Source organism: Krasilnikovia sp. MM14-A1004, from assembly GCF_047159485.1.
Taxonomy (GTDB): Bacteria; Actinomycetota; Actinomycetes; order Mycobacteriales; family Micromonosporaceae; genus Actinoplanes.
Window position 1 is genome coordinate 5637446 of sequence record NZ_AP038773.1, and the last position, 24398, is coordinate 5661843.

23 protein-coding genes are annotated in these 24398 nt (G+C 70.5%); 11 read left to right on the forward strand and 12 right to left on the reverse strand.

What is annotated here, in order from left to right; genetic code table 11:
• Positions 1 to 12 precede the first annotated feature (12 nt).
• Complete coding sequence (gene fxsT / locus ACMCNN_RS24165) at positions 13 to 2835, forward strand: FxSxx-COOH system tetratricopeptide repeat protein (protein ID WP_412742798.1); 2823 nt, start codon at positions 13 to 15, stop codon at positions 2833 to 2835.
• Here fxsT and ACMCNN_RS24170 read toward each other — a convergent pair.
• Entirely contained in the window at positions 2832 to 3728 is an 897-nt protein-coding gene (locus ACMCNN_RS24170) for an IS5 family transposase (RefSeq protein ID WP_412742799.1), read from the reverse strand. The two genes, fxsT and ACMCNN_RS24170, sit on opposite strands and share 4 nt — an antisense overlap.
• A 192-nt stretch (positions 3729 to 3920) precedes the next feature.
• On the opposite strand from ACMCNN_RS24170, the gene ACMCNN_RS24175 reads away from it, so the two are divergent.
• The 5 genes from ACMCNN_RS24175 (at position 3921) to ACMCNN_RS24195 (ending at position 8393) form a co-directional block, all read left to right on the forward strand.
• Positions 3921 to 5159 carry an FxsB family cyclophane-forming radical SAM/SPASM peptide maturase gene (locus ACMCNN_RS24175; RefSeq protein WP_412742800.1) on the forward strand — a complete coding sequence of 413 codons (1239 nt, stop codon included), beginning with the start codon at positions 3921 to 3923 and terminating at the stop codon, positions 5157 to 5159.
• On the forward strand, positions 5156 to 6472 hold the full coding sequence (locus ACMCNN_RS24180) for an HEXXH motif domain-containing protein (protein WP_412742801.1): 1317 nt from the start codon (positions 5156 to 5158) through the stop codon (positions 6470 to 6472). The genes ACMCNN_RS24175 and ACMCNN_RS24180 overlap by 4 nt, the downstream gene beginning before the upstream one ends.
• Positions 6473 to 6572: 100 nt before the next feature.
• Positions 6573 to 6758: an FxSxx-COOH cyclophane-containing RiPP peptide gene (fxsA, locus tag ACMCNN_RS24185; protein ID WP_412742802.1), complete on the forward strand. Its 186-nt coding sequence runs from the start codon at positions 6573 to 6575 to the stop codon at positions 6756 to 6758.
• A 242-nt stretch (positions 6759 to 7000) separates the two neighbouring features.
• Positions 7001 to 7186: a hypothetical protein gene (locus ACMCNN_RS24190; protein WP_412742803.1), complete on the forward strand. Its 186-nt coding sequence runs from the start codon at positions 7001 to 7003 to the stop codon at positions 7184 to 7186.
• Positions 7187 to 7319: 133 nt separating this feature from the next.
• Positions 7320 to 8393 (forward strand): methyl-accepting chemotaxis protein, encoded by a 1074-nt coding sequence (locus ACMCNN_RS24195; RefSeq protein WP_412742804.1) that lies wholly within the window; start codon positions 7320 to 7322, stop codon positions 8391 to 8393.
• A 30-nt stretch (positions 8394 to 8423) separates the two neighbouring features.
• Here the strand turns inward: ACMCNN_RS24195 and ACMCNN_RS24200 are convergent, their stop codons facing one another.
• Positions 8424 to 9776: an MFS transporter gene (locus ACMCNN_RS24200; RefSeq protein ID WP_412742805.1), complete on the reverse strand. Its 1353-nt coding sequence runs from the start codon at positions 9774 to 9776 to the stop codon at positions 8424 to 8426.
• Between the two features lie 200 nt (positions 9777 to 9976).
• On the opposite strand from ACMCNN_RS24200, the gene ACMCNN_RS24205 reads away from it, so the two are divergent.
• Both ACMCNN_RS24205 and ACMCNN_RS24210 read left to right on the forward strand, forming a co-directional pair.
• A complete protein-coding gene (locus ACMCNN_RS24205) occupies positions 9977 to 10417 on the forward strand; it encodes a VOC family protein (protein ID WP_412742806.1) in 441 nt (146 codons plus the stop codon).
• 83 nt (positions 10418 to 10500) lie between these two features.
• Positions 10501 to 12105: a diguanylate cyclase gene (locus ACMCNN_RS24210; protein WP_412742807.1), complete on the forward strand. Its 1605-nt coding sequence runs from the start codon at positions 10501 to 10503 to the stop codon at positions 12103 to 12105.
• Positions 12106 to 12413: 308 nt separating this feature from the next.
• Here ACMCNN_RS24210 and ACMCNN_RS24215 read toward each other — a convergent pair whose 3' ends face one another.
• From ACMCNN_RS24215 to ACMCNN_RS24240, 6 genes are all read right to left on the reverse strand, one after another.
• The gene (locus ACMCNN_RS24215) at positions 12414 to 13337 is read right to left on the reverse strand and encodes a class I SAM-dependent methyltransferase (protein ID WP_412742808.1); all 924 of its coding nucleotides are present in this window, start codon (positions 13335 to 13337) and stop codon (positions 12414 to 12416) included.
• A gap of 68 nt (positions 13338 to 13405) precedes the next feature.
• A complete protein-coding gene (locus tag ACMCNN_RS24220; RefSeq protein WP_412742809.1) occupies positions 13406 to 14914 on the reverse strand; it encodes a two-component system sensor histidine kinase NtrB in 1509 nt (502 codons plus the stop codon).
• Positions 14915 to 15088: 174 nt separating this feature from the next.
• Positions 15089 to 16423: a cytochrome P450 gene (locus tag ACMCNN_RS24225; RefSeq protein ID WP_412742810.1), complete on the reverse strand. Its 1335-nt coding sequence runs from the start codon at positions 16421 to 16423 to the stop codon at positions 15089 to 15091.
• A gap of 9 nt (positions 16424 to 16432) precedes the next feature.
• Positions 16433 to 16567, reverse strand: coding sequence for a hypothetical protein (locus ACMCNN_RS24230; RefSeq protein WP_412742811.1), 135 nt, complete (start codon positions 16565 to 16567; stop codon positions 16433 to 16435).
• Between the two features lie 126 nt (positions 16568 to 16693).
• The gene (locus ACMCNN_RS24235) at positions 16694 to 17902 is read right to left on the reverse strand and encodes an RNA polymerase sigma factor (protein ID WP_412742812.1); all 1209 of its coding nucleotides are present in this window, start codon (positions 17900 to 17902) and stop codon (positions 16694 to 16696) included.
• Between the two features lie 24 nt (positions 17903 to 17926).
• Positions 17927 to 18289, reverse strand: coding sequence for a YciI family protein (locus ACMCNN_RS24240; RefSeq protein WP_412742813.1), 363 nt, complete (start codon positions 18287 to 18289; stop codon positions 17927 to 17929).
• Positions 18290 to 18520: 231 nt separating this feature from the next.
• On the opposite strand from ACMCNN_RS24240, the gene ACMCNN_RS24245 reads away from it, so the two are divergent.
• On the forward strand, positions 18521 to 18964 hold the full coding sequence (locus ACMCNN_RS24245; protein WP_412742814.1) for a DUF6069 family protein: 444 nt from the start codon (positions 18521 to 18523) through the stop codon (positions 18962 to 18964).
• A 120-nt stretch (positions 18965 to 19084) separates the two neighbouring features.
• The gene (locus ACMCNN_RS24250) at positions 19085 to 20068 is read left to right on the forward strand and encodes a beta-ketoacyl-ACP synthase 3 (protein ID WP_412742815.1); all 984 of its coding nucleotides are present in this window, start codon (positions 19085 to 19087) and stop codon (positions 20066 to 20068) included.
• Positions 20069 to 20190: 122 nt separating this feature from the next.
• Here the strand turns inward: ACMCNN_RS24250 and ACMCNN_RS24255 are convergent, their stop codons facing one another.
• The 4 genes from ACMCNN_RS24255 to ACMCNN_RS24270 form a co-directional block, all read right to left on the reverse strand.
• Positions 20191 to 20418: a hypothetical protein gene (locus ACMCNN_RS24255; protein ID WP_412742816.1), complete on the reverse strand. Its 228-nt coding sequence runs from the start codon at positions 20416 to 20418 to the stop codon at positions 20191 to 20193.
• 462 nt (positions 20419 to 20880) lie between these two features.
• Entirely contained in the window at positions 20881 to 21858 is a 978-nt protein-coding gene (locus ACMCNN_RS24260) for an acetyltransferase (RefSeq protein ID WP_412742817.1), read from the reverse strand.
• A 548-nt stretch (positions 21859 to 22406) separates the two neighbouring features.
• The gene (locus ACMCNN_RS24265) at positions 22407 to 22613 is read right to left on the reverse strand and encodes a hypothetical protein (RefSeq protein ID WP_412742818.1); all 207 of its coding nucleotides are present in this window, start codon (positions 22611 to 22613) and stop codon (positions 22407 to 22409) included.
• Positions 22614 to 22892: 279 nt separating this feature from the next.
• Entirely contained in the window at positions 22893 to 23255 is a 363-nt protein-coding gene (locus ACMCNN_RS24270; protein ID WP_412742819.1) for a hypothetical protein, read from the reverse strand.
• Between ACMCNN_RS24270 and ACMCNN_RS24275 the strand changes: the two genes are divergently transcribed.
• Entirely contained in the window at positions 23254 to 23670 is a 417-nt protein-coding gene (locus tag ACMCNN_RS24275; RefSeq protein ID WP_412742820.1) for a DUF6086 family protein, read from the forward strand. The two genes, ACMCNN_RS24270 and ACMCNN_RS24275, sit on opposite strands and share 2 nt — an antisense overlap.
• Positions 23671 to 24398 lie beyond the last annotated feature (728 nt).

A 24398-nucleotide genomic window follows, 5' to 3' on the forward strand; every position in this document is an offset into this window, starting at 1 on the left:
GGAGTGTGGCGGGTGCCGCAGGGGGAGCTCCAGGCGGAACTGGAACTGCTCTACCGGGCCGCCGGGCGACCGCCGTACCGCCGCGTCAGCGCCGAGATCCGCCGCCAGAACCACATGCCCGACACGGTCAGTCACGAGACCGTCGGCTCCATCCTCCGCGGTGACGTCCGGGTCCGCTGGTCGAAATTGGAGTCCGTCGTGCGCCAGCTCGCCATCATGGCGGTGCACCGCCCGGACCAGGAGGAGGAGGTACGCCGGTTCCACGCGCTGTGGCTGGCCATGGTGGACGGTCAGCAGACCGATCAGCCGCCCGCGCCCAAACCCCTGGACGAGTTCACCGACGCCGTGGCCGCTCCCCCACCGGCCGACGGGCTGCCGCCGGGCATCACACCACAGCGCAACCACGCCTTCACGGGCCGCCGCGACCTGCTCAACCAGATCGCGGGCCGGCTGGCCGAGGAGCCGTGGCAACCGCTGATCCTGCACGGCCTCGCCGGGGTGGGAAAGTCGCAGCTCGCCGTGGAGTACCTGCATCGCAACGCGCACCGGTACGACATCGTCTGGTGGATCACCGCCGAGGACCCGTCGCGCGCCACGGCGGCGCTGGCCACGCTGGGTGAACGCCGGGAGTGGCCGGCCAGCTACGACATGGCGCAGACCGCGCGTACGGTGCTCGCCCGGCTGGAGAGCGGCGCCGGTCGATGGCTGATCGTCTACGACAACGCCAACGAACCCGACGAGATCGTCCCCCTGCTCCCCCAGGCGGGCGGCCACCTCATCGTCACCACCCGCGACGCCGCCTGGCTGAACCAGGGGCGGGCGCTGGAGGTCGACGTGTTCACCCGCCCGGAGAGCATCGACCTGCTGTGCGCCCGCGGGCACCAGATCATGCGCGACGAGGCGGACCAGCTGGCCGCCCGGCTCGGCGACCTGCCACTGGCCCTGGAACAGGTGGCCGCCATGCAGTCGGCGACGCGTACGCCGGTGGCCGACTACCTGCAGCAGCTGGACGAGCGGGAGGCCGCGCTGCGCCTGCTGATGTCCACCGCCCCGGGCGACTACCGGATCCCCGTCGCCACCGCCGTCACCGTCGCCGCCGAGCGGATCCGCCGGGAGTCCGCCAGCACCGCGCAGCTGCTGGAGCTGATCTCGTGCCTCGGCGCCGAGCCGATCTCGCTGACCCTGCTGCGCAGCGGCAGCCAGCCGATCCCGCCGCCGCTGGGCCGCCTGCTGGAGCTGCCCGACGCCCTGGAACAGGCCGTCTGGCGGCTGCGCCGGTACGGCCTGGTGAAGGTCGTCGACGACGGGCAGGCGCTGCAGGTGCACCGGCTGGTGCAGGCGATCGTCCGCGACGCGCTACCGGCCGACGCGCGGGCGCAGGCGTACACCAACGCGCGTCGCCTGCTGTCGGCCGCCAACCCCGGCAACCCCACCGCACCCCTGACCTGGGACATGTACGGCCGGATCGGCCCGCACCTGCGCCCGGCCGGAATGGTCGACGCCACCGACCCGTCCGCCCGCCAGGTGCTGATCGACCAGGCCACCTACCTGTCCGAGATCGGCGACTTCGAGGGCAGCCGCCGCCTCAGCCGGGACGCGCTGGATGAGTGGACGCGCAGCGGCGCCGCCGACGACGAACAGGCGCTGGCCTCGCTGCAACGCCTGGCCGCCGCGCTGAAGGACCTGGGCCGGTACGGCGAGGCGTACCGGCTGGCCGACGAGGGCTGGCGGCGGCTCGTCGAGCACCCCGCGTACGGCGTCCACCACCCGACCACGCTGAAGCTCTCCGACCTGCTGGCCGTACTCGACCGGGTCTTCGGCCGGTACGCCGACGCCCTGCGCCGGGACCGGCAGATCGTGGAGGCGTACCAGCGCATCAGGGGTGACGGTCACACCGCCACCCTGCAGGCGCGCAACAACCTGGCGGTCAGTCTGCGGGCCGTGGGCGACTTCCGGGCCGCTCACGACATCGACACCGAGCTGACCGGCCTGCGGCGCACCGCGATCGGCCCCGACCACCAGCGGACCCTGCTGTCGGTGTCCAATCTGGCCCGCGACCTGTACGGGCTGGGCGACTACGGCACGTCACTGGACCTGCAACAGTCGATCTGGCCGACCTATCAGAGCCGGCTCGTCCGGCGGCACCCGCACCTGCTGGCCGCCACCCGCACCATCGTGCAGGGCCTGCGGAAGACGGGACGGCTGGCGGAGGCGCTCGACCGGGGCCGCCAGCTGTACCTGCACTGCCAGGAGTCGCTCGGCACCGAACACGAGCTGACCCTGGCCGCCAAGATGAGCTACGCCAACTCCCTGTACGCGAACGGGGAGGTGTACAAGGCGTCCAGCTTCGCCAGCGAGGCGGTCGACCGCTACCGCCGTACGTTCGGCGACCGCAATCCGCTCACCCTCGCCGCCGCGACCAACCAGGCGATCATCCTGCGCGCCCTCGGCGAACGCCGCCAGGCACGCCAGATCGGCGAGGTCAGCTTCCAGGCCCTGCGGGAGGTCGTCGGGCCGGACCATCCGTACACGATCGCCGCGGCCGTCGGTGTGGCCAACGACCTGGTGCTGGCGCGCGAGGAGGACATCGCCCGGCGCCGGCTGGCGGGGACGCTGGAGGACGCGAAGCGGATCCTCGGCGAACAGCACCCGGACACCCTGATCTGCGCGATCAATCTCGGCGTCCTCATGTCGCGCGGTTCGCCGGATTCCCGCGCCCTGCTGGACCGGAGCATCGATCAGCTCCGTCGCACGCTGGGCACGGGACATCCGCTGGTGGCGACCGCGGTGGCCGGCAAGCCCGCCGAGTGTGACATCGAGCCCCCACCGGTCTAGGCCGTGTTTCGTAAGGCCCGTAGCCATTGGTTGATCGCGGCGATGGTAAGGGTGGCTTCGTAGCGGACGGCCAACTTGTCGTAGCGGGTGGCCATGGCACGGTGCTGTTTGAGCTGGTTGATGCCGCACTCGACAGCGTGCCGTAGCCGGTAGAGGTCGGGATCGAACGCGGGCGGACGCCCGCCTTTGGATCCCTTGGCCTTGCGGTGAGCGTCCTGGTCGACCTTGCTCGGGATGCAGGCTTGGATCCCTCGGGCACGCAGGTAGGCCCGGTTGGCCTTGCACGTGTACGCCTTGTCGGCCAGCACCTGGTCCGGTCGGGTCCGGGGCCGACCAGCACCGGCACGGGCGACGCGGATACCGCGCAGGACCGGGATGAACTGCGGGCTGTCCCCGCGCTGCCCGGCAGTCACCAGGACTGCGAGGACCTTGCGGCCCTGCTCGCAGGCCAGGTGCGTCTTGGTGGTCCACCCGCCCCGGGAACGGCCCAGTGCGTGCCCGGCGGGTTCGGTCTGCACACCGCCGGGCGGCTCCTTCTGCGCCTGGCCGTCGCGGCGGGCGCCGGCCGCGTGCTGATGGGCGCGGCTGATCGTGGAGTCCACGCTGACCGACCAGCCGATCAACCCACGAGCATCAGCGCGGGTCTGCAACGCGGCCAGGATCTGCGCCCAGATACCGTCGCGTTGCCAGCGGCGGAACCACCGGTACAACGTCTGCCACGGCGGATAGGCCAAGGGCACGTCCCGCCACGGTGACCCGGTGCGTACCCGCCACCGGATCCCGTCGATGATCTGCCTGCAGGCCCATCTGTGTGGCCGCCCACGACCTGTCACCACAGGCAGCAGCGGTTGCAGCACCGCCCACTGCCCGTCGCTGAGATCGTGGCGCCTCACTGCCGCTACGCTCGGCACGAGGTCTCCGGTCGGTCTCCGGTTTTGCTTGGTCGCTAAACCACCTACCGGAGACCTCTTCAATTATCGATCACCGCCACGCCGCGACATCGGCGCCCTTACGAAACACGGCCTAGGACCCGACCTGTAGGAGAATCAGCCCATGCTGGTCCGCTGTCGCGCATCATCGGCGCCATGGTTCTGACCATGCCCAGTGGACGGGGCTCGGGCCCGGCGCCGTGGCCGGACCGCCTGCTGGATGTCGCGGCGCTGCGCGCGGCGGGCTGGCGGCCCACGCCGTTCCGCGACGTGGTGCTCAAGGTCCATCAGCGCTGCAACCTGGCCTGCGACTACTGCTATGTGTACGAGATGGCCGACCAGAGCTGGCGGACCCGACCGCGGGCGATGGAGCCGGAGACCTGGCGGGCGACGGCCGCCCGCATGGCCGAGCACGCGCGCGGGCACGACCTGACCACCATGCGCCTGATCCTGCACGGCGGCGAGCCGCTGCTGGCCGGAGCGCAGCGCCTCGCCGCCCTGATTGGTGACTTCCGTGCCACGGTCGGGGAACACTGCCGGCTGGACGTGCAGATCCAGACGAACGGCGTCCTGCTCGACGAGCGCATGCTGGGCCGCCTGCGGGACAACGGCGTCACGGTCGGGGTCAGCCTCGACGGGGCCGAGGCGGACAACGACCGGCACCGGCGCCTGCCGGACGGGCGGGGTAGCTTCGCCGCGGTCGACCGGGCACTGCGGCTGCTGAGCAGCCCGGCGTACCGGTCCGCGTTCGCGGGGATGCTGTGCACCGTGGACCCCGAGACCGATCCGCTGGCCTGCTACGAGGCGCTGCTGGCGTACGCTCCGCCCGCGATCGACCTGCTCCTGCCGCACGCGAACTGGTCGTCGCCTCCGATCCGGCACCCGCACGCCGGACCCACCCCGCACGCCGACTGGCTGATCGCGGTGTTCGACCGCTGGTACGGCGCGCCGCGCCAGGAGACGAGCATCCGCCTGTTCGAGGACGTCATCGCGCTGGCGCTGGGCGGTTCCGGCCGCTCGGAGCAGATCGGACTGAGCCCGGTCGCGGTCGTCGTGGTGGAGACCGACGGCGCGATCGAGCAGGCCGACTCCCTCAAGTCGACCTATCCCGGAGCCTGCGCGACCGGGCTGACCGTCTTCGACGACCCGTTCGACGCGGCGCTGGACCGGCCGGGCGTCGTCGCGCGGCAGATCGGCGTCCGGGCGCTGAGCGACACCTGCCGTGCCTGCCCGGTGCACACCGTCTGCGGCGGCGGGCACTACGCGCACCGGTTCCGGGCGGGCGACGGCTTCCGCAACCCGACCGTCTACTGCGCCGACATGCTGCGCCTGATCCGGCACGTCACCGCGCGGGTCGAGGCGGATCTGCACGACCGACTGAGGAGCCGCCCATGATCGCGCATCACGAGGTGACACCCGACCGGTTCGCCGCCCTCGGTTCGGGCCTCGGTGGCCCCGCGGCGGTCGCGGATCTCGCCGCGGCGCAGCGCAGCAAGCGTCTGCTGCTGCTGCGCCACCTGAGCACGACCGGTGCCGACGCCGGCGCCGTCGACGTGCTGATCGAGGCGGACCGGCGCGACCGCCGGGCCGTCAGCGAGCTGGTGGACGACCCGCTGGTCGGCGCGTGGCTGGCCGGGACGGTGCGGCGCCACCTCGGGCACGCGGAGTCGGCCGTACCCCTGGCGGACGACGTGGCGCAGCTCGGCGCGCTCGCCGCCGTCGCCGCGCTGCGCGCGGGCGTCGACGCCGAACTGTCCACGCGTACGCGGCAGGGAAGGGTGACGCTGCCGACCCTGGGCACCGCGGTGGGCTGCGGCGACGGCCCGGCACTGATCACCGTCGCGGGCGGACGGGCGACCGTGTCGGGTGCCTCCGCCACGGTCCGCGTCGCCGACGACGACGTACGGTGGCGGCCGCTGCGCCGCCTGCGGGCCCGGCACGGCGATCGGGTAGCGACGGTCGCGGTCGAGGACGGCAGCCCGTATCGGGACTGCTACCACGCACCCCCGGCGGGCCGGTTCAGCGACGCCGAGTTCGCCGCCTGGCAGGATCTGTACGCCGAAGCCTGGTCCCTGCTGGCGGGCCGGGCGCCGGAACGCGCGGACGAGCTGATCGCGGGCCTGCGCTCGGTGGTGCCGCTGACCACGGACGACAGTGGGGTCGCGCGCAGCGGCACCGCCCGCGACGCCTTCGGCACCCTGGGCCTGACCCGTCCGCGATCCGCCACCGAGCTCGCGGTGACGCTGATCCACGAGTTCCAGCATTCGAAGCTCAGCGCGCTGCTCGACCTGGTCCCGCTCGTGGTCCCCGGCGGCTCCGAACGCCATTTCGCGCCGTGGCGGATCGACGCCCGGCCCACCGGCGGCCTGATCCAGGGCGTGTACGCGTTCCTCGGCGTGGCCGACACCTGGCGCGCGCTGCTGGCGGCACCCGGCCACGCCCGGGAGGCGGCGCGCGAGTTCGCCGTCGTCCGTACGCAGGTGCAGGTGGGTCTGACGGCACTGGAGGGATCCGGCGAACTCACCCCGCGGGGCCGTGTCTTCGCAGGTCATTTGCGCACGGCGTTGACGGCGCTGCTGGCCGTGCCGGTGCCCGCCGCCGCGATCACCGCCGCCGACGAGTCCCTCACCCGCCGGCGCCACCGGTGGCAGGCACACAACGCGCCGTCCACCCTGTCCCCTCAGGACCAGGGAATGACCGTGTTGTGACCTCTGAACCCCCCAGCCAGGCGATAGGATTTTCGCTGACGACGCGCCGGCGCGACGCTCCTCGGCGCCCTCCGGAAGCGGACAGGTGGAGGGCGCAGGGATGGACGACGCGGCAGCGAACACCACGGACGGCGACGTGAATCACGTCAATCCTGATCTCCGCGCCCTGCCCCTGGACACGATCCTCAGTAGCGACGACACGGTGCTGGACAACGCTCTGCGGCGCGTCCACGAGGAGCTCGGCCGGCCGGGCGAGAACTACGCGGCGCACGGCACCACACCGTAACGCCCCCGGGCCGCCACGGCCCGCATTGTCGCCACAGGCTGGGAAAGCGATATGTGTCCACGTATCGTGGTGCCCAGAGCTGGCGCGGTACGGTGGTCGCTCGCCCTCGACCTCCGCCGCTCAACGCCTCTCAGCGACGGTTGCGTCGCATCGGGGCCCGGCACCGGCGGCGACGACCGTCCGACCTCGCCAATGACGGCGCAGGTAGCCGGGCCGTTCGTCACGCGCCGCAGGAGGCACACATGGTTGAGCCGCACGTGCACACCGTGGACGAGGAGCCCGTACGGCTCTTACCCGACGTGAGTTCGCTGCCCCTCGAAGCGATCTTCCGGGGCGACGAGTCGACACTCGGCCGCTGCGTGCGCCGGGTGCTCGAAGATCTCCAGCGCTGGGACGAGCGGTACGCCGCCCACGGAAGCTCCTCATAGGAGATCACCGAGGTTTATTGTCTGACACTTTCGCGCGGTCACGCTCGGGTTCGGCGATCGCGGTCGGCCACCCTCAAGTTCGGCCCGGCGCTGCCGAAAAACACTCGCGACGGCCAACGGAGGCGGAGTCGATATGCGCAAGTGGTGGCGGACGCGGGGCACGGGTACCCATTCCCTCGCTCTGTTCGGGGATTCATTGTTCGAGGCGTTCGACAACGCGCCCGCCGCGCTGTTGATCGTGGACAGCGCGGGTGAGGCCCTGTACCGGAACAAGGCGGCCGTGCGGGCCATCGAGCGCATCGTCCAGACGCAGGGCCCGCAGGCGCTGCAGGGGCTGCGGACGATCCTGCAGGAGACCGTACGGACCATCGACACGTTCCCCTTCGTCCGGCAGAGCCGGCCCGGCGAACCCCTCCAGGGCACCGCGAACTTCGACCGGTTCGCCGGCGGCATCCTGATGAACTACATCGACACCACGGAGCAGTCCCGGACCCAGGCCCTCGCGCAGGACCTGGCCCAGGAACTCTCCTCGGCCAGCATGTCGCTGACCGAGGCCGGGCAGGAACTCGTCAGCAGCGCCCGGCACAGCTCCGAGCAGGCCGAGGGCGTCTCGCAGGGCTCCGCCGAGCTGACCGAGAGCATCAAGGAGATCTCCCGAGGGATCACCAGCGCCTCGTCCAGCACCACGGCCGCCGTGCAGGCGGCCCGCGACGCCACCCGACGGATGGCGCAGCTGCAGGAGTCCAGCCAGCGGATCGGCAGCGTCACCCGGCTGATCACCGAGATCGCCGAGCAGACCAAACTGCTGGCGCTGAACGCCACCATCGAGTCCGCGCGGGCGGGCGAGATGGGCAAGGGCTTCGCGGTCGTCGCGGGCGAGGTCAAGGAGCTGGCCGCGCGTACCGCGGAGGCCACCGGGCAGATCTCGGAGATCATCGAGGGGATCCAGACGGAGAGCACCGAGGCTGCCGACGGGATCTCCGGGATCGTCGAGCTGATCGACGCGGTCGCCGAGCAGCAGGGCATGATCGCCGGAGCGGTCCAGCAGCAGAGCGCGACCAGCTCCGAGATGACCGGCGGCATGCAGGCCGTCGCCGGCGCGGTCCAATCCTCGGCGGAGGCCGCCGAGACCGTCCTCATGGCCGCGGCCAGCCTGAAGGACCAGGCCGCCCGCCTCATCACCCTCACCGCCACCGCCGAACACTGACTTCAGCGGACCGGGTTCAGCGGACCGGGTTCAGCGGATCTGGTCCGGCACCGGCTCGCCGGTCGGGACGAGTGAGGGCGGTTCGACCGAGGTGCCGTCGTCCGGCTCGGCGCCGGAGGCGCGCGCGTCGGCCAACACCTCGGCAGGCACGTGCGTTTCGAGGAACCGTCGCGCCATCCGGGTCGAGTAATGCACCCCGATGGTGGCCACCACGATGATGCCGGCGATCACCAGCCAGCCGGTCGCGCCCCAGTTCATCGCGAGGAACGTGTACACCGCCGGCGCCCACACCTTGCCGAGGGTTCCGCTCAGGCCGGCTGCGCCCTGGTAGGCGCCCCGCTGACGCGGGTCCATCAGCTCGGCCTCGAACGTCCAGTTGGCGGCCGACAGGTACAGCTCGGCCCCGGTCACGGTGACGTGCCCCAACCAGACCAGGGCGATCGTGACCCAGCCGACGGTGTCGTGGGTCGCCAGCGTGATCAGGCAGGAGATCACGAAGAAGGTCGACGACACCCGGACCGCCCGCAGCGCGGTGGAGATGCTGTCGACCCCGCGTGCCGCCGCCATCGGCAGGAAGATGCACATCACCGTGTTGGTGCCGAACAGGAAGGCCAGCAGCACCCGGGGTGCGTCGGTCTCCTCGACCAGCCACAGCGGGATCACCACGTTGAGCAGCACCTGGTTGGTCCAGAACACCCCGTCGAAGAAGTTCGTGAGCAGCCAGCCGGGGTTACGCAGCGGTCCCGGCCCGGGCACCTTCACCTTGCGGTCCGCGGGGGTGCGGTTGTCGTGCGCGGCCCGCGGCAGCCGGCTGACAGCGGCGGCGTTGACCAGGAAGGCCACGGCGGTGAACCAGGGCAGCGCGTGCAGCACGACGTTCGAGTGGAAGGCCAATGCGATGCCCCCGGCGAGAGAGCCGAGGGTGAAGCCGAGGTTGAGCGCGGAGTACATGTAGGCCCGTGACTTCACCCGCTCATCGGGCGGCAGAACATCGATCGTGTACGCGCCGTGCGCCGTGCCGCCGAGGGCGCCGATGACTTCCATGGCGACGGCCATGGCGACGTACCCGTGGAAGTTGGTGATGAAGGGCCAGACCGCGAACATCGCCGCCTGCCCGGCCGCGCTGACGGCCCACATCCTCTTCGGCCCGAAGCGGTCGACCAGCTTGCCCATCGGCCACGCCGCCAGGAACGCGGCGATACCCGCACAGGTCAGACCGAGACCCACCTGGGCGGCGGACAGCCCGACGATCTGGGTGAAGAAGACCGCCGAGCCGGTCATGAAGGCACCCTCACCGAGGGCGAAGAGCAGTGACTGGGCGGAGAGCCGCCCGGCCAGAGGCGACGGGGGACGCACGTGGCGGAGGACGGCGGCGAGAATCACCGGACGAGTCTCCGGCTCTGGATCACGGATGTCGCGCCATTTTTCCGCCCGGCCGAGCGGTCGCCACCCACTCGTGACGGCTCGTGTCTACGATCGGTGCGCCTGTGCCGAATTGCGAGGTTCGGAGGGTGACGACCGGCCCCCTCGGTCGGTTCCGGCGCTGAAAGGCACATACGGTCGATTCGACGACAGGAGCACTCATGCCACATGTACGACGCTTCGACCACGTCGGCATCACGGTCGCGGATCTCGATGTCGTGACCGCCTTCTTTGTGGCGCTCGGCCTGGAGGTCGAGGGCAGGGCGTTCGTCGAGGGCGAGTTCCTGGAGACGGTCTGCGGCATTCCCGACTCCCGTACCGAGATCGTCATGCTGAAGTCGCCCGATGAGGGTGCCCGCCTGGAACTCGCGCGCTTCGTGCGACCCGACTCCGTGCCGGGCTCGCCGGCCGCCATGGCGAACGAGCTGGGCTTGCGGAACGTGTCCTTCGAGGTCGCCGACCTGCAGGCCGCCGTCGACTGGGCGGCGAGCGAGGGCTACGGGCTGGTCGGTGGCATCGGCGAGTTCGAGGGTGCTTGGCGGATGGCGTACATCCGGGGGCCGGAAGGGATCATCGTCTCGCTGGCCGAGCGCCTCGGCTGATGCGCGGATCTCAGCCCTGTTGTTTCAGCCGACCGCCCGGCATGCCGATAGGGCCGTAAAAAGCCCGGGTGGGAGGTGGATTGATGAACGGCATCGCGATCGGCGCCGCAGAGCTGTCGGCTGCCCTGCAGGCACTGGAGGATCAGGACGTCGACCACCCCGAGGCCGCCTTCGCCACCGTGGCCGAGCTCGAGCAGCAGGCCGTGGCCCTGGGTGATGAGTTGCTCGCCGTCCGGGCCAGGTTCCTCAAAGCCACCATGCTGGTCCGCGCCGGCGACCCGTCGGCGGACGCCCAGCGGACGATCTACCGCATCCACCAGTGGGCACTTGCGCACGGAGATCGCCGGCTCCAGGCCCGTACGCACCTGCAATGCGCCTATGCCGGGCGGGTCGCCGGAGACATGGCGAACTTCCTGGAGCACGCGCTGAGCGCGGTCGAGCTGCTCGACGAGAACGCCTCCCCGTACATGCAGGTCTGGCACCGCGCCAAGCTGGCGGACGCCCTCGCCGACAACGGTGACCCGGGCGCGGCACGGCTGCGTTTCAGCCAGGCCGAGGAGCTCGCCCGCGAGCTCGACCAGCGGCAGCTGCTGACGCGCGTGCTGAACAACTGGGCCTACAGCGAGTACGAGGCCGGGGAATTCCCACGCGCCCGCGAGGTGGTCGGCCGTCTGCTGGCGTACGCCGAGGAGCACGGCATCGAGCTGGACCCCGCGGATCTCGACACGGTCGCCGCGATCCAGACCGAGTACGGCGAGTACGGCGAGGCTGAGCAGACGATGCTGCTGGCCATCGCCCGGCACGAGGCGGGCGCCCACAACGGGGCTGAAGCGCTGGCCCATTACCTGCTCACCCTGGCCTGCGCGCAGCGGCGTCTCGGTGAGCTGGACCGGGCCCGGGCCAGCCTGGACGCCTCACGCGAGCTGTGCGCCGAGGGAAAGCTGACCCAGGTCATGCTGCGGGTGCACCAGGAACAGGCCGAACTGCACGCGGCCGGTGGCGACTTCGCCGCGGCGTTCGCGGCGCAGGCACAGTTCATGGCCGCACAGGAAAGCGTGCGTTCGGAGGAAGCCGACGCGAAGGCTCAGACCCGGTGGGTCCAGTTCGAAACCGCCGAAGCCCGCGAAGAAGCCGAACGGTTCCGGGAGCAGGGGCGCCGCGACCCCCTGACCGGGTTGCGGAACCGCCGCTACACCGACGAGGAACTGCCGAGTCTGATCGCCGCGGACCCGGATCTGGTTCTGGCGATCGCCGACATCGACCACTTCAAGCGCATCAACGACCAGCTCTCCCACGACACCGGCGACCAGGTACTGATCCAGGTCGCCAAGCTGCTCGAAACCGAACTGGCCGCTGTCGCGCCGGACGGCTTCGTCGCCCGGCTCGGCGGCGAGGAGTTCCTCCTCGTGCTGTCCGCGACAGCGGCGACCGTGGCGGCCGGTCAGCTCGACAGCATCCGGCAGGCCGTCAGCGCCCACGGCTGGCGGGCGATCACCGGCGAGCTGCCGGTGACCGTCAGCATCGGCGTGGCCAGGGTCAGCGAAACGGTCCCGGCCGACCAGACCACGGCGCTGGCCACTGCCGACCGCAACCTGTACACCGCCAAGCGCGAGGGCCGCAACCGTGTCGTCGCCACCAGCGAGCCCGATCCCCTTCCCCGTATCGACAACGACCAGCCCGCCGCGTAACCGGGGACGCACGCTGACGGCCACGATCGTCGCGTACGGGCCGATGACCCACAGCATGGCGGTTCCGGCACGGGTCAGCTCGGCAAACCGGGTTCGGGAATCGGAGGCGCCGGCGAGGACGATGCCGAGGAGCGAAGCCACGCCACAGAGCGCGGCGGTGCTCACGGCAAGCCCTCGGAGCACCGCGCGACGGTAGTAGTCGCGTTTGCGGATGCGCCCGTTGCGTCCGGTCGCCGCGCGGAACCCGGCGAGCGCGCCGTCGACGATCGCGATCGTGACCAGCGCCGCCGGGACGACGACCGCGCTGTTCACCACGGCAGGCGTGGAGGCGGGATCCGGGTGGTCAGGTGCCGCTCGGCCGGGCCCAGAGCGGTGCGCAGAGCCGGAAGGTACTGCTCGCGTACGCCGAGGATGGGCCTGACCGACGCGCAGAAGGGATTGCTGTGCTGGACCGTCCGATAGAGCACGGGTACGAGGCCGGACACCGGCGAGGCGGCGGTCATCAGGTCGTGGTCGGAGTGGGCTCGGCGGGCCGACGCGACTCCGTCGTGGCGGCCCAGCGGCTCGCGCATCCGAGCCCGGTGGAACATCCAGGCGCCCAACGGCGCCAGCCGGGTGGCGGCGATGTCGAAATGACAGTACGCCCGAGCGCCCGCGTCGGCCTGCGCCCGGAAGAACGCACAGAGCTGCCGCCCCCGCAAGTGGTGCAGGACGCCGGTGGAGATGTAGACGGTCGCCCGACTCGGCAGGTCGAACGCGTCGCCGTGGATGAACCGGCAGGACAGACCCTCGGCGGTGGCCAGCCGGGTCGCCTCGGCGATCAGCCCGGCGTTGAAGTCGACACCGCACAGGTCGGCATCGCCGAGTACGCCGGTGACCGCAAGCCAGCGGATGACGTATCCGATGCCACAGCCGACGTCGACGATCAGCGGCCGCTCACCATCCGAGCCGATCGCTGCCAGCAGCGGGGCGAGCAGTTCGGCCATCTGTTCGGTGATGCGCAGTTCCTCGTTGAGCCGCTGCAGTTCGGTGTGCGTACGAATCAGCAGCCGTTCCACCTCGGCAGCGTCGAGCACGCCGTCGTGGTGCGGTATCGCCGCCGCTATCCGGGCACCGCGTCGATCACCCGCGGCGCGCAGGGCTCCGATCACGTCAGCGCGGCGCACCGGCAACGCCGCCCCGGTCGCCGGGTCATAGCGGACGACCAGATCCGAGATCTCCACGACCGACACCCGCCCACGGTATCCAACCCACAGCGGCCGCCATGGTGTGAATGAGCCGGTCGTACGCCCTGCCGAGCTCACCCCTCGACGGCGAAAGGCCCCGGATCCCCCGCGCCCTCGGCGGTCAAGGGGAGAAGCATGCGGATGCTGGCACCCACGCCGGACTCGGTATCGACGGTGACGGCGCCGCCGGCTGCGGTGATGATTCCGTGAACGGTGGCCAGACTGAGCCCCATGTCGTGGTGCTGGGTCCCGCCGGTGGACAACGGTTCGTACGCGGGCGTGGCGTTCTCGGTGCTGGTGTTGCTGACTTTCAGTTCGGCGTACCGGCCCGGCGGCAGGGGCGGCTGGCAGGCGGGATCGTCGTCGAACGAGACGGTGCTCCCCTCGATGACGACCATCCCGCCGTGCGGCATGGCATCGCGGGCATTGATGACCAGGTTGAGCAGCGCATGTTCGATGCGGCTGCGGTCGGCGTGCACGATCAGGGGCTCGCCGGCCGGGTGGCTCACCAACTCGACATGGGTGCCGATCACCCGTTGCAGCAGGGAGTGGCTGCCGGTGAGCATGGTGTTGAGGTCGATGTCCTCGGCGCTGCCGGGTTCCTCGCGGGCGAACATCAGGAGCTTGCGGGTGAGGTCGCCGGCGCGTTCGGCGCTGTTCCTGGCGCGGGTCAGGTCGTCGTACGTGCCGGGGTCGGTGGTCTGTTCGAGGGCGAACTCGAGATAGTTGAGGTTGATCGCGAGCAGGTTGTTGAAATCGTGGGCGATTCCGCCGGCGAGCTGGCCGAGACCTTCCAGGCGCTCGACGTGAGCGGAGCGTTCCATGATCTGCCGGTGCTGTTCCTCGGCCCGTTGCCGCGCGCTGAGGTCCCGCGAGATCGTGGCCACGCCGATGATCGTGCCGTGCCGGTCACGGATCGGGGAGACGCTGGTCGACACGTCGATGATGGTCCCGTCCTTGCGGCGCCGCTGCGACGGGAAGTGGGACAGACCTTCGCCCGCAGCCACCCGCGCCAGCACTCCGGGCAGCCGTGCAGCCGGCCCCGACGGAAGCACCTTCGTGACGCTCTGGCCGATCATCTCGGCGGCGGTGTAGCCGTACATCAGCTCGGCGCCATGGTTGTACGACAGGATCCGCCCCTGCAGGTCCGCGGCGACGATCGCGTCCCGGGACGACGGCACGATCGCAGCCAACATCGACTCCCGCTCGGCAGCCCCGTCGGCGCGGCGTTCCATCGCGCGCAGGCTCGCGGCGACCGCGACACTCAGCCCCGTCATCCCGGCGATCACCCACAGGCGCACCTGCTGATGCGCGGTTCCGCCCAGTCCCTGCCACGAGGAGACGGCCCAGGCCACCAGCGCGGCGAGCATTCCGACGGCCGCTACCGCCCGGGGACGCGCGGACACGACCGCGAGCACCGGCCCGACCACGATGAACAGCCCGAACGCCGTCAGCTCCGGAGGCGTCGCGAGATCGACAAGGCCGATCAGGATGACGATCAGCACGGACAGCCCGAGCACACCGACCCGCCACCATCCGTGGGTCAGAGACCTGCCTTCCCCGAGCCGATCCTCGCGCTTCATGCCGCCCTCCGCGGCGCAACCGCCCTGCCGGGCACACCTCTGTCACCAGCGTCGCCCACCACACCGCCCGGCGCGGCAACCTCGCCCGATGTTGTCCGTTTACTGGCACTCTGTACCTGTCATGCGCAGTTCCAGACGACCCTCGGGCGGCCGGTTCCCGCCGGGCGGCCGCAGTCAGGTGACCAGTACGGGCAGCGCCTGCAGCCCGAAGACGATGGAGGCGTCGCGAAACTCCAACCCGCCGGGGTCGACGGCCAGCCGCAAGCGGGGGAACCGACGGACCAACGCGGGATAGGCCGCCTGCAGCTCCATGCGGGCCAGCTCGGCGCCGATACAGCGGTGGGCGCCGTAGCCGAACGCCAGGTGCGGGTGGGCCGGTCGGGCCGGGTCGAAAACGTCAGGGTCGGCGCCGAAGACGCCGGCGCGGTTGGCGGCGCTCAGCGAGCACGCCACGAGGTCACCGGCGGCGATGCGGACGTCGCCGAGCTGGATGTCGCGGATGGCGCATCGGGGGAATGCGACCTGCACCACGCTCAGGTAGCGCAGTAGTTCCTCGACGAACGGGGCGGTCGCCTGCCCGCTCCCCGCGTCGGGATGGTCGTCGGCGAGAAGGCGTTTCAGCCGCGGCTCGCGGGCGATGACCAGCGCGCCGAGCGCGAGCATGCTCGCCGTGGTCTCCAGTCCTCCGGTGAGCAGGCCGTCGGCCAGCCCAGCCAGTTCCCGGTCGTCGATGGCGTCGCCGTGCTCGCGGACCAGCATGCCGAGCAGCCCGTCGCCGGGCGCGTGGCGCTGCCTGGCGACCAGGTCGTTCAGGTAGGACAGTGACTCGCTGATCGCGCCCAGGGAGCCACCGGCGGCGCCGGTCAGGTCGAACCGGGCGGTGGCCAGCCGCTGGAAGTGCTCGCGCTCGTCGTACGGCACCCCGAGCAGCTCGCATATCGTCAGCGACGGAATCGGCAGGGCGAACGACCGCCACAGGTCCACCGGCGCATCGCTGGGCTCGATCGCGTCGAGTACGCCGTCGACGATGGCCTGGATGCGCGGCGCGAGGCGACGCAGCCGCCGCATCGTGAATTCCGGAGCGAGCAGGCGCCGTAGCCGGGTGTGCACCGGCGGGTCGGCGAAACCAAGCCCACCGGGATCGTGCCGCGCACCGATCCCCGTGGAACCGGCGAGGTTGGCGAAGTCGTTGCTGAACCCGTCGACGTGGCCGAGGACCGTCTTGACCTCATCGTGGCCGGTGACCAGCCAGGCCCGTACCCCGAACGGCAGAGGCAACGGGCTGACCCGCTCGTGCTCGCGGCACCGTGACAGCTCCGCGACGGGATCCAGGCCGTCGCGGCGCAGCGGCCACAGCATGGAGTCCGGCAGCCGGGACAGGTCGGACAGGTCCATGCGGGCGGCGAACGCACGCGCCGCCAGGCGCCGCGCGACCCAGCCCCACATCCGCCGAGGGAGAAAACGGTTGACCGAACCGCCGCCTCGCACCATCCCGTCCGTCTCGCTCACCAACCATCGTCAACCGAGCGGCACGCCACCCAGCGGACGGCGGGACCGGGCGATCTCGCCGGGCCCGACCATCATGCCGGGTCGGCGCCGCGCGATTCCGCACGCTCCGGTGGCGAGGTCCGTGTCGTCCGAGCGCAGCGTCACCACGTGAAGATACCTGCAGCGCACCGCGTTCAAGGCTCGACCACGCTGCCTCTGTCGCGGTACCGGCGATGAGCAGCAAGTCGATCAGCAGGCCGACGGCGCCGACGTCCGGATGACCGGGACCGCTCAGACCAGCTCGCCGCGCTTGCGGTGCAGGTAGGCGCGCTCGGCGGAGTTCTGGGTGGCGGCGATCGCGGCGCTGTACTCCTGTTTCGCCTCGGCGCTGCGGCCGAGCCTGCGCAGCAGGTCGGCGCGGGTGGCGTGCCATGCGTGGTAGCCCGTCAGGGGCAGCCGGTCGACCAGCGCCAGGGCGACGTCCGGGCCGTCCAGTTGCCCGACGGCGACCGCGCGGTTGAGTGCGACGATCGGCGACGGGTCGAGCTGGGCCAGCTGGTCGTACAGCGCGACGACCTGGGACCAGTCCGTGTCCGGCGCCGTGCGGGCGTCGGTGTGGACGGCGTTGATCGCGGCCAGTATCTGGTAGCGGCCGGGCCGGTTGATCGCGAGGCACTCGCGGACCAGGTCGTGGCCCTCGTCGACCAGCGCGCGGTCCCAGCCGGCGCGGTCCTGCTCATCGAGCGGGACGAGCTGCCCATTCCGTACGCGAGCCTCGCGCCGGGCCTCGGTGAGCACCAGCAGCCCGAGCAGACCCGTCACCTCCGGTTCCCCGGGGAGCAGCCGGCGCAGGATCCGCGCCAGCCGGATCGCCTCGCCGGTGAGCTCGGCGCGCACCGGGTCGCCGTCGCCGGTGGCGAGGTAGCCCTCGTTGAAGACCAGGAACAGCACCGTCAGCACGCCACCGAGCCGTGCGGGCAGATCGGCGGCCACGGGCACCCGGTAGGGCACCTTCGCCGCCGCGATCTTCTTCTTCGCGCGGGTGATCCGCTGCGCCATCGTGGTCTCGGGCACGAGGAACGCCTGCGCGATCTCGGGCACGGTCAGCCCGCCCAGCAGTCGCAGCGTCAGCGCGATCCGCGCCTGTGGTGCCAGCGCAGGGTGGCAGCACGTGAACAGCAGCCGTAGCCGATCGTCCTCGACCGGGCCGGTGGGCTCGTGGGGCGTGTCGTCGTGGTGCATGAGAGCCGCCTGGTGCTTGGCGTCGCGCTGCTTCTCGCGGCGGATCCGGTCGATCGCGCGGTTGCCCGCGGTGATGGTGAGCCAGCCGCCGGGGTTGGCGGGCACGCCGGTCTCCGGCCATCTCTCCAGCGCGGCCACCAGCGCCTCGCCCGCCGCTTCCTCGGCGATGTCGATGTCGCCGAAGCGGCGGACGAGCGAGGCGATCAGGCGGCCGTACTCCTCGCGGAAGACCCGCTCCACGGCCGTTTCGGGCTGCATCGATCAGTCGACGTCGAGCCGGGGTCAGGCGAGGCCGTCGAACGGGCGTACCTCGACCTTGCCCCGGCAAGCCTTGGACCCCTCGGCCGCCAGCCTGAGCGCCACGTCGAGATCGGGTGCGTCGATGACCCAGAAACCGCCGATGATCTCCTTGGTCTCCAGGTACGGGCCGTCGGTCATCTCCGGCGTCTCACCCCGGCCGTCCACGACGGTCGCCGTCGACGCCGGGGCGAGCCCACCGGCGAAGACCCAGTAGCCCTCGGTACGAAGCTTGTCATTGAAGATGCCGGTGGCGGCAAACGCCTCCTCCATCTCCTCCTTGGAGCCGTAGGTGCCGAACTCGTCCCGCTCGGCGGGTCCGTGCACGCTCAACAGGTAGTGCGCCACCGTAGTCCTCCTCAGTTCCGGCAGTCCCGACGACCGCCTTCCACACCACCACGAACGAGGCCGCGCCGATACGACAACCCGCCGCGGAAATTCCGAACGATCTTTTTCGCCGGGCGCGGTGGGCTTCGCCGAACATTTCTTCTCGCGATCTGTCGAATCCGTGACTGCTCGTTCGTCGAGGAGATGTGAGCGGGTCGCACCGGGCGGCCCGCCGAAGCAAAGGAGCCGGTCATGTCCGCCACCGCCCAGGCCACCACCCACGTAACCCCCAGCGCGCCGGCCCCGGCCGTCGAGCGACAGCCGGTCTGGAAGCACGGCCTCGCCGCGGCCGTGGCCGCCTCAGCCGCAACGACCAGCCTCGCGGCGGTCGCGTCGGCCGCCGGGATCTCGTTCGCCGACAGCACCGGCGCAAGCATCCCCCTCGCCGGGTTCGCACAGTTGACTCTGGTCTTCTCGCTGGTCGGCGTCGCCATCGCCGCCGTCATGGCGCGCAGGGCACGCCGACCGCGGCGCACGTTCATCCGGACGACGATCGCCCTGACAGCGCTGTCGTTCATCCCGGACCTCACGTTCGGGTTCGACGCGGGCTCCGCGGCAACCCTGGTCGCGCTGCACACCGTCGCCGCAGCGATCGTGGTACCGACCCTCGCGGCGCGGCTCGCCCACACGCGCTGACCCGGAGCTCGGCCGGCCGCAGCGCGGGTCCGCTCCACTGCGCTCGCCCTAACGCTTTGTTACCGGCGAGGAAACCAGCATTCGGAGTGCACCCAGTCGGGCATGCTTGGATTATTGGCCATGGCCAACCCTTTGCAGCGCCGCGCCGGTCACCCCGGGTCGCGCATCCTGAGCGTCGCCACCTACCGCCCCAGGACCGAGGTGGGCAACGAGACGATCGCCGCCCTGATCGACTCGAGCGACGAGTGGATCCGCCGCCGCTGCGGCATCGAGTCGCGCCGGCGCGCCGCACCCGACGAGGACCTGGTCACGATGGCCGCGGCCGCCGCGTCGAAGGCCCTTGCCGGCGCCGGCGTCGACCCGCACGACGTCTCGGCCGTTCTGGTAGCAACGATGTCCCACCGCGGCCGCGCGACCACCGCAGCACCCCTGGTGGCCGACGCGCTGGGCGCCACCGCGGCCGCCGCGATGGATCTGGGAGCGGCGTGCGCCGGATTCCCGTACGCACTCGCGACCGCCGACGCACTCATCCGCAGTGGCGCGGCCGACTACGTGGTCCTGGTGGGCGCCGAGCGCATGACAGACATCATCGACGAACGCGATCGCGGCACGGCGTTCCTCTTCGGCGACGGCGCGGGCGCGGTGGTCGTCGGTCCAGCGCAGACGTGCGGCATCGGCCCGGTGGTGTGGGGCTCCGACGGCTCCCGCAGCGAGCTGCTGCGGTACGACGAGGCGGGCATCCTGCGGATGGCGGGCCCTGAGGTCTTCCGCTGGGCGACCTCCGTCATTCCCCAGCTGGCCAGGCGCGCGCTGGACGCCGCGGGCATCTCCGCGGCCGGCCTTGCGGCCTTCATCCCCCACCAGGCCAATCTGCGCATCACCTCGGTCGCAGCCAAGGCCCTGGGACTCGGCCCGCACGTCCGGGTAGCCACCGACATCACGACCAATGGCAACACCGGCGCAGCCTCCATTCCCCAGGCGATGGCAGCTCTGGCCGACACGACGGGTCCCGCACTGCTCGTGGGATTCGGCGCCGGCCTCTCGTACGCGGCTCAGGTCGTCACATTGCCCGACCTGCTCGGGATGTCGCACCATCCCGGCTGAAGGCCGCCGATGGGTATTCGGGTGCCTCGCGAAGGAGACGAGCCCACGACCCGCGGATCAAGAGCGGCCGCAGCTCCCGGAAACCGGACGGCAGCCTGACCCCGCGCGCAATGATGATCGCGCTACGGCTCGTGCCCGTCCTCGGTGCGAGCCTGCTCGAGCAGCTCCGCATAGTCCCCGCTGCTCACGTCGACCTCCAGCCGGGCGACGGACCACGGGATCGGACAGGGCGGCGGGTGCTCGGGATCCGGACACAGGAGCCGCGAAATCTGCTCGACGAGTTCATCGGCCTGCGGTTCGGTCGCGAAGATGCCCAGCCGTATCTCCCACAGCCCGGCGTCCTCAGGCACAGTCCATCCGTTCCCGTCCCTGGCGCAGTCAGCGGCGTTCCACAGCCATGGTGATCGTCAGAGTAGTCGTTCGATCGGGGCCGAAGCCTGGCACCAAGCCGCATGACGGGTGTGCCGGGCGTCGACGTGTCCGCTGATGGCTCGGCGACGCGAGCCGATTCCCCGCAATCCGGCCCAGGCGGTCCGGGCGCGCGGCGACAGCAGGGCTGCGGCGCGGCGAGCTGCTGAGTCTGCTCTGGTCCGATCTCGCCGGAACCTTGGCAAGGTTATCTCGGCCGGGCCGCGCCAGCCCGGTCGAGGTCGAGCGCCCTACTGGACATACGACCGGACCGGGCAGGCGCGGTCTGGTTGCCTCCGGTGCGTGCCGAACTGCCGATCGGGCCGGGCATCTCGGAGTCGCCCGCGTCCAGGGCTGGAAGCCTGGCCGCCGGAGGCCGATTCTGGATCGCAGTGCCGGAGGTCCTACCCGGCGGAGGCGTCGCCCATGGAAGCCCTCGCCGTCTCGTCGTTGGCGGCGATGAACGAACCAGGCGCGATGGTGCTACGGGACGGGTGCGCGGCTGGTTCGAAGGCGACCCGCGCCCGCAACTGGCGGAAGCCGGTCCGTTCCAGTTCCGCCACGACGCCCACGCGGTGGGCGTCGACATCGGCGACCACCTCATGGGCGCCGCCCGACACCAGCACTCGGACCGCTTCGGCCAGCAGGTCGCTGCGGGCCGCCGGATCGAGCAGGCCGAGGTATGCCAGCTGTGGGTAGCAGGCGTGTCCGGCAGTTCCGGCCAGGCCGACCGGTTCTCCGGCGCCGAGAGCGATCCGCCAGTCTTCGGGTGGTCCGGTCAGCCAGGCCAGCGGGTCGGTGGCCAGGTCCACCCCGGCGACGGTGCGCGCTGTCTCAGCGCCGGTCAGAACATCCGGCTCGGCGACGCGGGCGACCAGGGCGTTGATCTCTGCAGTGTGCGTTGCCGGGCGGAAGGTGTAACGCCCTGAGGCAGCGGGCAGGGGCGTACCGGCCCAGGAGAAGCGAAGCCGCTCTCCGCGCTCGATCAGCCCGGCGAGCCGGGCCGCCGCCATCGGTGCCGTGACCACGGCGAACACGTCGGCTCGGCGCCGCCAGTGCGCGGGCACGGCGGCGTAGTAGACGGCGGGGCCGCCGAGAGCCTCGTGGGCGGCGTGAAGCAGCGCGGCGCCGACCTCGGGTTCGGCGTCCAGATCGAATCTGTCCAGCCACGGTGCGCCGACCGCCCCCGGCGGCAGGGCCCACGCCGCCCGGGCGACCACTCGCCCGGCCCGGATCGCGATCCAGGTGCGCTCGGGGCGGAAGCCGCCGGCGGCAATCCCGTCGGCGTAGCCGACTTGGCGCAGCTGCGGGAGCGGGTCGGGCATGGAGTCGAACAGTTGTTCCTCGCCCGCGACGAGCGGACGGATGACCAGTTCAGTCATGGGTGGATCCTCCGGAAGGCGAACGCCCCGGGTCAGATCCGCGTGTACGCCGGCACGCGGAGGGGGCGCAGAACATCGGACATTGTTCTGACCTCCTCTCGGCTCGACGGCGTGCCGGAAAAGCTACGCGATGTCCGTGCCGACCGCAACTGCGCATCGACGTCCGTGACGCGTGACCACGGCAGAGCTGGACAAGTAGAAAGCCGTCACCATGCACACGTACGGTCATGTCATCCCGCCGATGCAACGCGAGGCGGCCGGGCCCATGCATGCGGCCCTGGACGACGACCATGACTCCGACGAGGACGAGACCGATGATCATCGGTGCCGCTGCTGTCACAGGTGCCGTAACGACTCAAGGCCGCCCAGCACAATGGCTGAACGGCCTGGTCACAAGGGGTGCGCCGCACAGGACTCGACCCTAACAACCCGCGGATCAAGAGAAGATCGCTGATCACTGGCCGGCGCTTTGCACTCCTGCTCAGACCGCCCGTGGCTGTTGGGGGCCGTCGACCTCGATCGGCCGCCTTGGCTGTATGGCGTCAGTGCTACTGCGTGTCGTAGCGGGCTTCGGCTTCTGGCGCATGGACCCACGAGATGACCACTTCATCGATGTCATCGCTTGGTCCCTGCCCCGTGCCAAGGTTGATGTCCCGCTCCTGCACCGACGCGCCACATTCGGCGATGCCCATGATGCGCACGGGTGAGTGGGGATTCTGCTGCGACAACCACTCCTGGAGTTCCGCCACGATCATGAGCGAGATGGTACGGGCGCGTCAGGATCCCGTAATGCCTGGTGGCGCTAATGCGCCTTTGCCCGTTCGCGCCCACCGGCGGCCCGGACTACTGGCACGGGGAAGCGCGGCGGCGGGTGCTTGAACCCCAACGGCGCGATCATGGTGACGCACGAAATCAAGCCAGCAATGACCTGCCTTCCTTCCTCATCGGCTGGCTGTATCTGACACTGCCTTCCGGGCGCAGGCGTCCCCGACGATCTTGCGGCCGAGCTTCTGATGCCTGCCGGGTCCCGCTCCTTACGGCAAGGTCGGCTGGACCGACAACCATGTTCGGATGCGCTCGGCGTCCGGTCCGGCGGGCAACTGATCAGCAAGCTGTGCAAGCGGGGTCAGAAGGATCTTGTGACGCCGCAGAAGCCGGATCTGCTCGATCGGCAGCGTTCGCCAGCGCTGAGCCATCTCGGCCGCTTGGGCGGGTGTCAGCGTCAGTGCCGCCAGGACGTCTCGGCCAAGCGCGCCCGGATCCCAATTCTCGTCATCGGGCACCGATCCGAGTTGCCTGATCAGCAGGCTTCGCAGGTTGAATTCGTCGGCAGCTGCGCTCCAGCGGTCGTAGCCGGCGAACCGCTCGGCGAGGCCGATCAGCGACAACATCGCCATGGCCCACTCCCGGCGCGCATCCGGGGTCAACGCCTGGTCGTATGCATGGTGCTGCGGAATTATCTTCGCCCTGAGCCACCAATTGACCGATCGGGGCGCGTTGTCCTGGGACCGAAGCCAAGCGACCTCACTGATGTTCGGCGACCTCATCCCTGCGATGGAGCGCCTTGTCAAACAGCCCAGCGGCTTCACCAACACCGGGTGGGACGAGATCCAGATCGACCCCGCAACAGTACGGACCTTTCTCGCTGCAATGTTCAGGTACCTGAGCCACAGCGGAAGCCTGCCGCTGCGCCTGATGGTGCGCGGGTTCCTCCAGGTCGCCCTATTCCTCGACTACCGGGCGTCGGGTGAGTGGTACCCCGTACCGGATGGGTTCGACGACATCACCACAGACCTCCACCTCATCACGTGACCCGAGCCAAAGTCCCGGAGCCGGCGTGCCATGACCAGCTCACCACCGGAGTCTGCTCGCCGATCGCCTCACCGCCGAAACCACACCAACCTGGCGATACGACTAAAACTACATAACGCTCAAAGTACGTGAATCAGCCGTCCTCTCACAGAACGGTGACGGCAACCAGGGCGTACGACCAAACCCCGGAAGCAAGCGATGCCACGTTTACAGTGCGGGCCATGGCTCGGCGCAGTTCTGCCGACGCATTGCCCTCGGTGGCCGACGGCCTCCGGCGTCGATCCGTCGATGTCGCTTCCGGCGCCAGAGGTGAGGGTTCCGCTTCCCGGCGTACCTACCCAAGAACGATGATCACCACGGCCGGCCACTCATCGTCGTCGACGAAACTCGAATACTGGCACTGTCGTTATGTGTCCGCAGTGAGAGGACGGCCAGATTGTCAGAATCGCTCACCCTGAGAACGCGTGACGACAGGGGAATCTCCCCGGAAAAACGGAGCGTCATTTCCGCAGTCGCCGCCTCGGGAAGATCGGGGTCGTGCACCTCGACAGAGACAGGTCCATCCACCGAACCCTGCACCCCCACGTACAGAGAGTCCTGGTCCAGGTGCACCTGTTCAGCAGCAGCGTCCCAACCATCATGCCTGGCCCGAGTGGCAGAGTTCTCTACGACCGGCAGACCATGCTCGAAAGGGACCGTAACGACCCGAGCAAGCTATCAGTCGAAAT

Bases quoted from the DNA above. Each gene is read 5' to 3' on its own strand.
- ACMCNN_RS24195 (WP_412742804.1), top strand. From the start codon at position 7,320: ATGCGCAAGTGGTGGCGGACGCGGGGCACGGGTACCCATTCCCTCGCT.
- ACMCNN_RS24235 (WP_412742812.1), bottom strand. From the start codon at position 17,902: ATGCAGCCCGAAACGGCCGTGGAGCGGGTCTTCCGCGAGGAGTACGGC.
- ACMCNN_RS24180 (WP_412742801.1), top strand. From the start codon at position 5,156: ATGATCGCGCATCACGAGGTGACACCCGACCGGTTCGCCGCCCTCGGT.
- ACMCNN_RS24265 (WP_412742818.1), bottom strand. From the start codon at position 22,613: ATGATCGTGGCGGAACTCCAGGAGTGGTTGTCGCAGCAGAATCCCCAC.
- ACMCNN_RS24250 (WP_412742815.1), top strand. From the start codon at position 19,085: ATGGCCAACCCTTTGCAGCGCCGCGCCGGTCACCCCGGGTCGCGCATC.
- ACMCNN_RS24220 (WP_412742809.1), bottom strand. From the start codon at position 14,914: ATGAAGCGCGAGGATCGGCTCGGGGAAGGCAGGTCTCTGACCCACGGA.
- fxsA (WP_412742802.1), top strand. From the start codon at position 6,573: ATGGACGACGCGGCAGCGAACACCACGGACGGCGACGTGAATCACGTC.
- ACMCNN_RS24245 (WP_412742814.1), top strand. From the start codon at position 18,521: ATGTCCGCCACCGCCCAGGCCACCACCCACGTAACCCCCAGCGCGCCG.
- ACMCNN_RS24190 (WP_412742803.1), top strand. From the start codon at position 7,001: ATGGTTGAGCCGCACGTGCACACCGTGGACGAGGAGCCCGTACGGCTC.
- ACMCNN_RS24275 (WP_412742820.1), top strand. From the start codon at position 23,254: ATGGCCCACTCCCGGCGCGCATCCGGGGTCAACGCCTGGTCGTATGCA.
- ACMCNN_RS24210 (WP_412742807.1), top strand. From the start codon at position 10,501: ATGAACGGCATCGCGATCGGCGCCGCAGAGCTGTCGGCTGCCCTGCAG.
- ACMCNN_RS24260 (WP_412742817.1), bottom strand. From the start codon at position 21,858: ATGACTGAACTGGTCATCCGTCCGCTCGTCGCGGGCGAGGAACAACTG.
- ACMCNN_RS24205 (WP_412742806.1), top strand. From the start codon at position 9,977: ATGCCACATGTACGACGCTTCGACCACGTCGGCATCACGGTCGCGGAT.
- ACMCNN_RS24175 (WP_412742800.1), top strand. From the start codon at position 3,921: ATGGTTCTGACCATGCCCAGTGGACGGGGCTCGGGCCCGGCGCCGTGG.
- ACMCNN_RS24270 (WP_412742819.1), bottom strand. From the start codon at position 23,255: ATGGCGATGTTGTCGCTGATCGGCCTCGCCGAGCGGTTCGCCGGCTAC.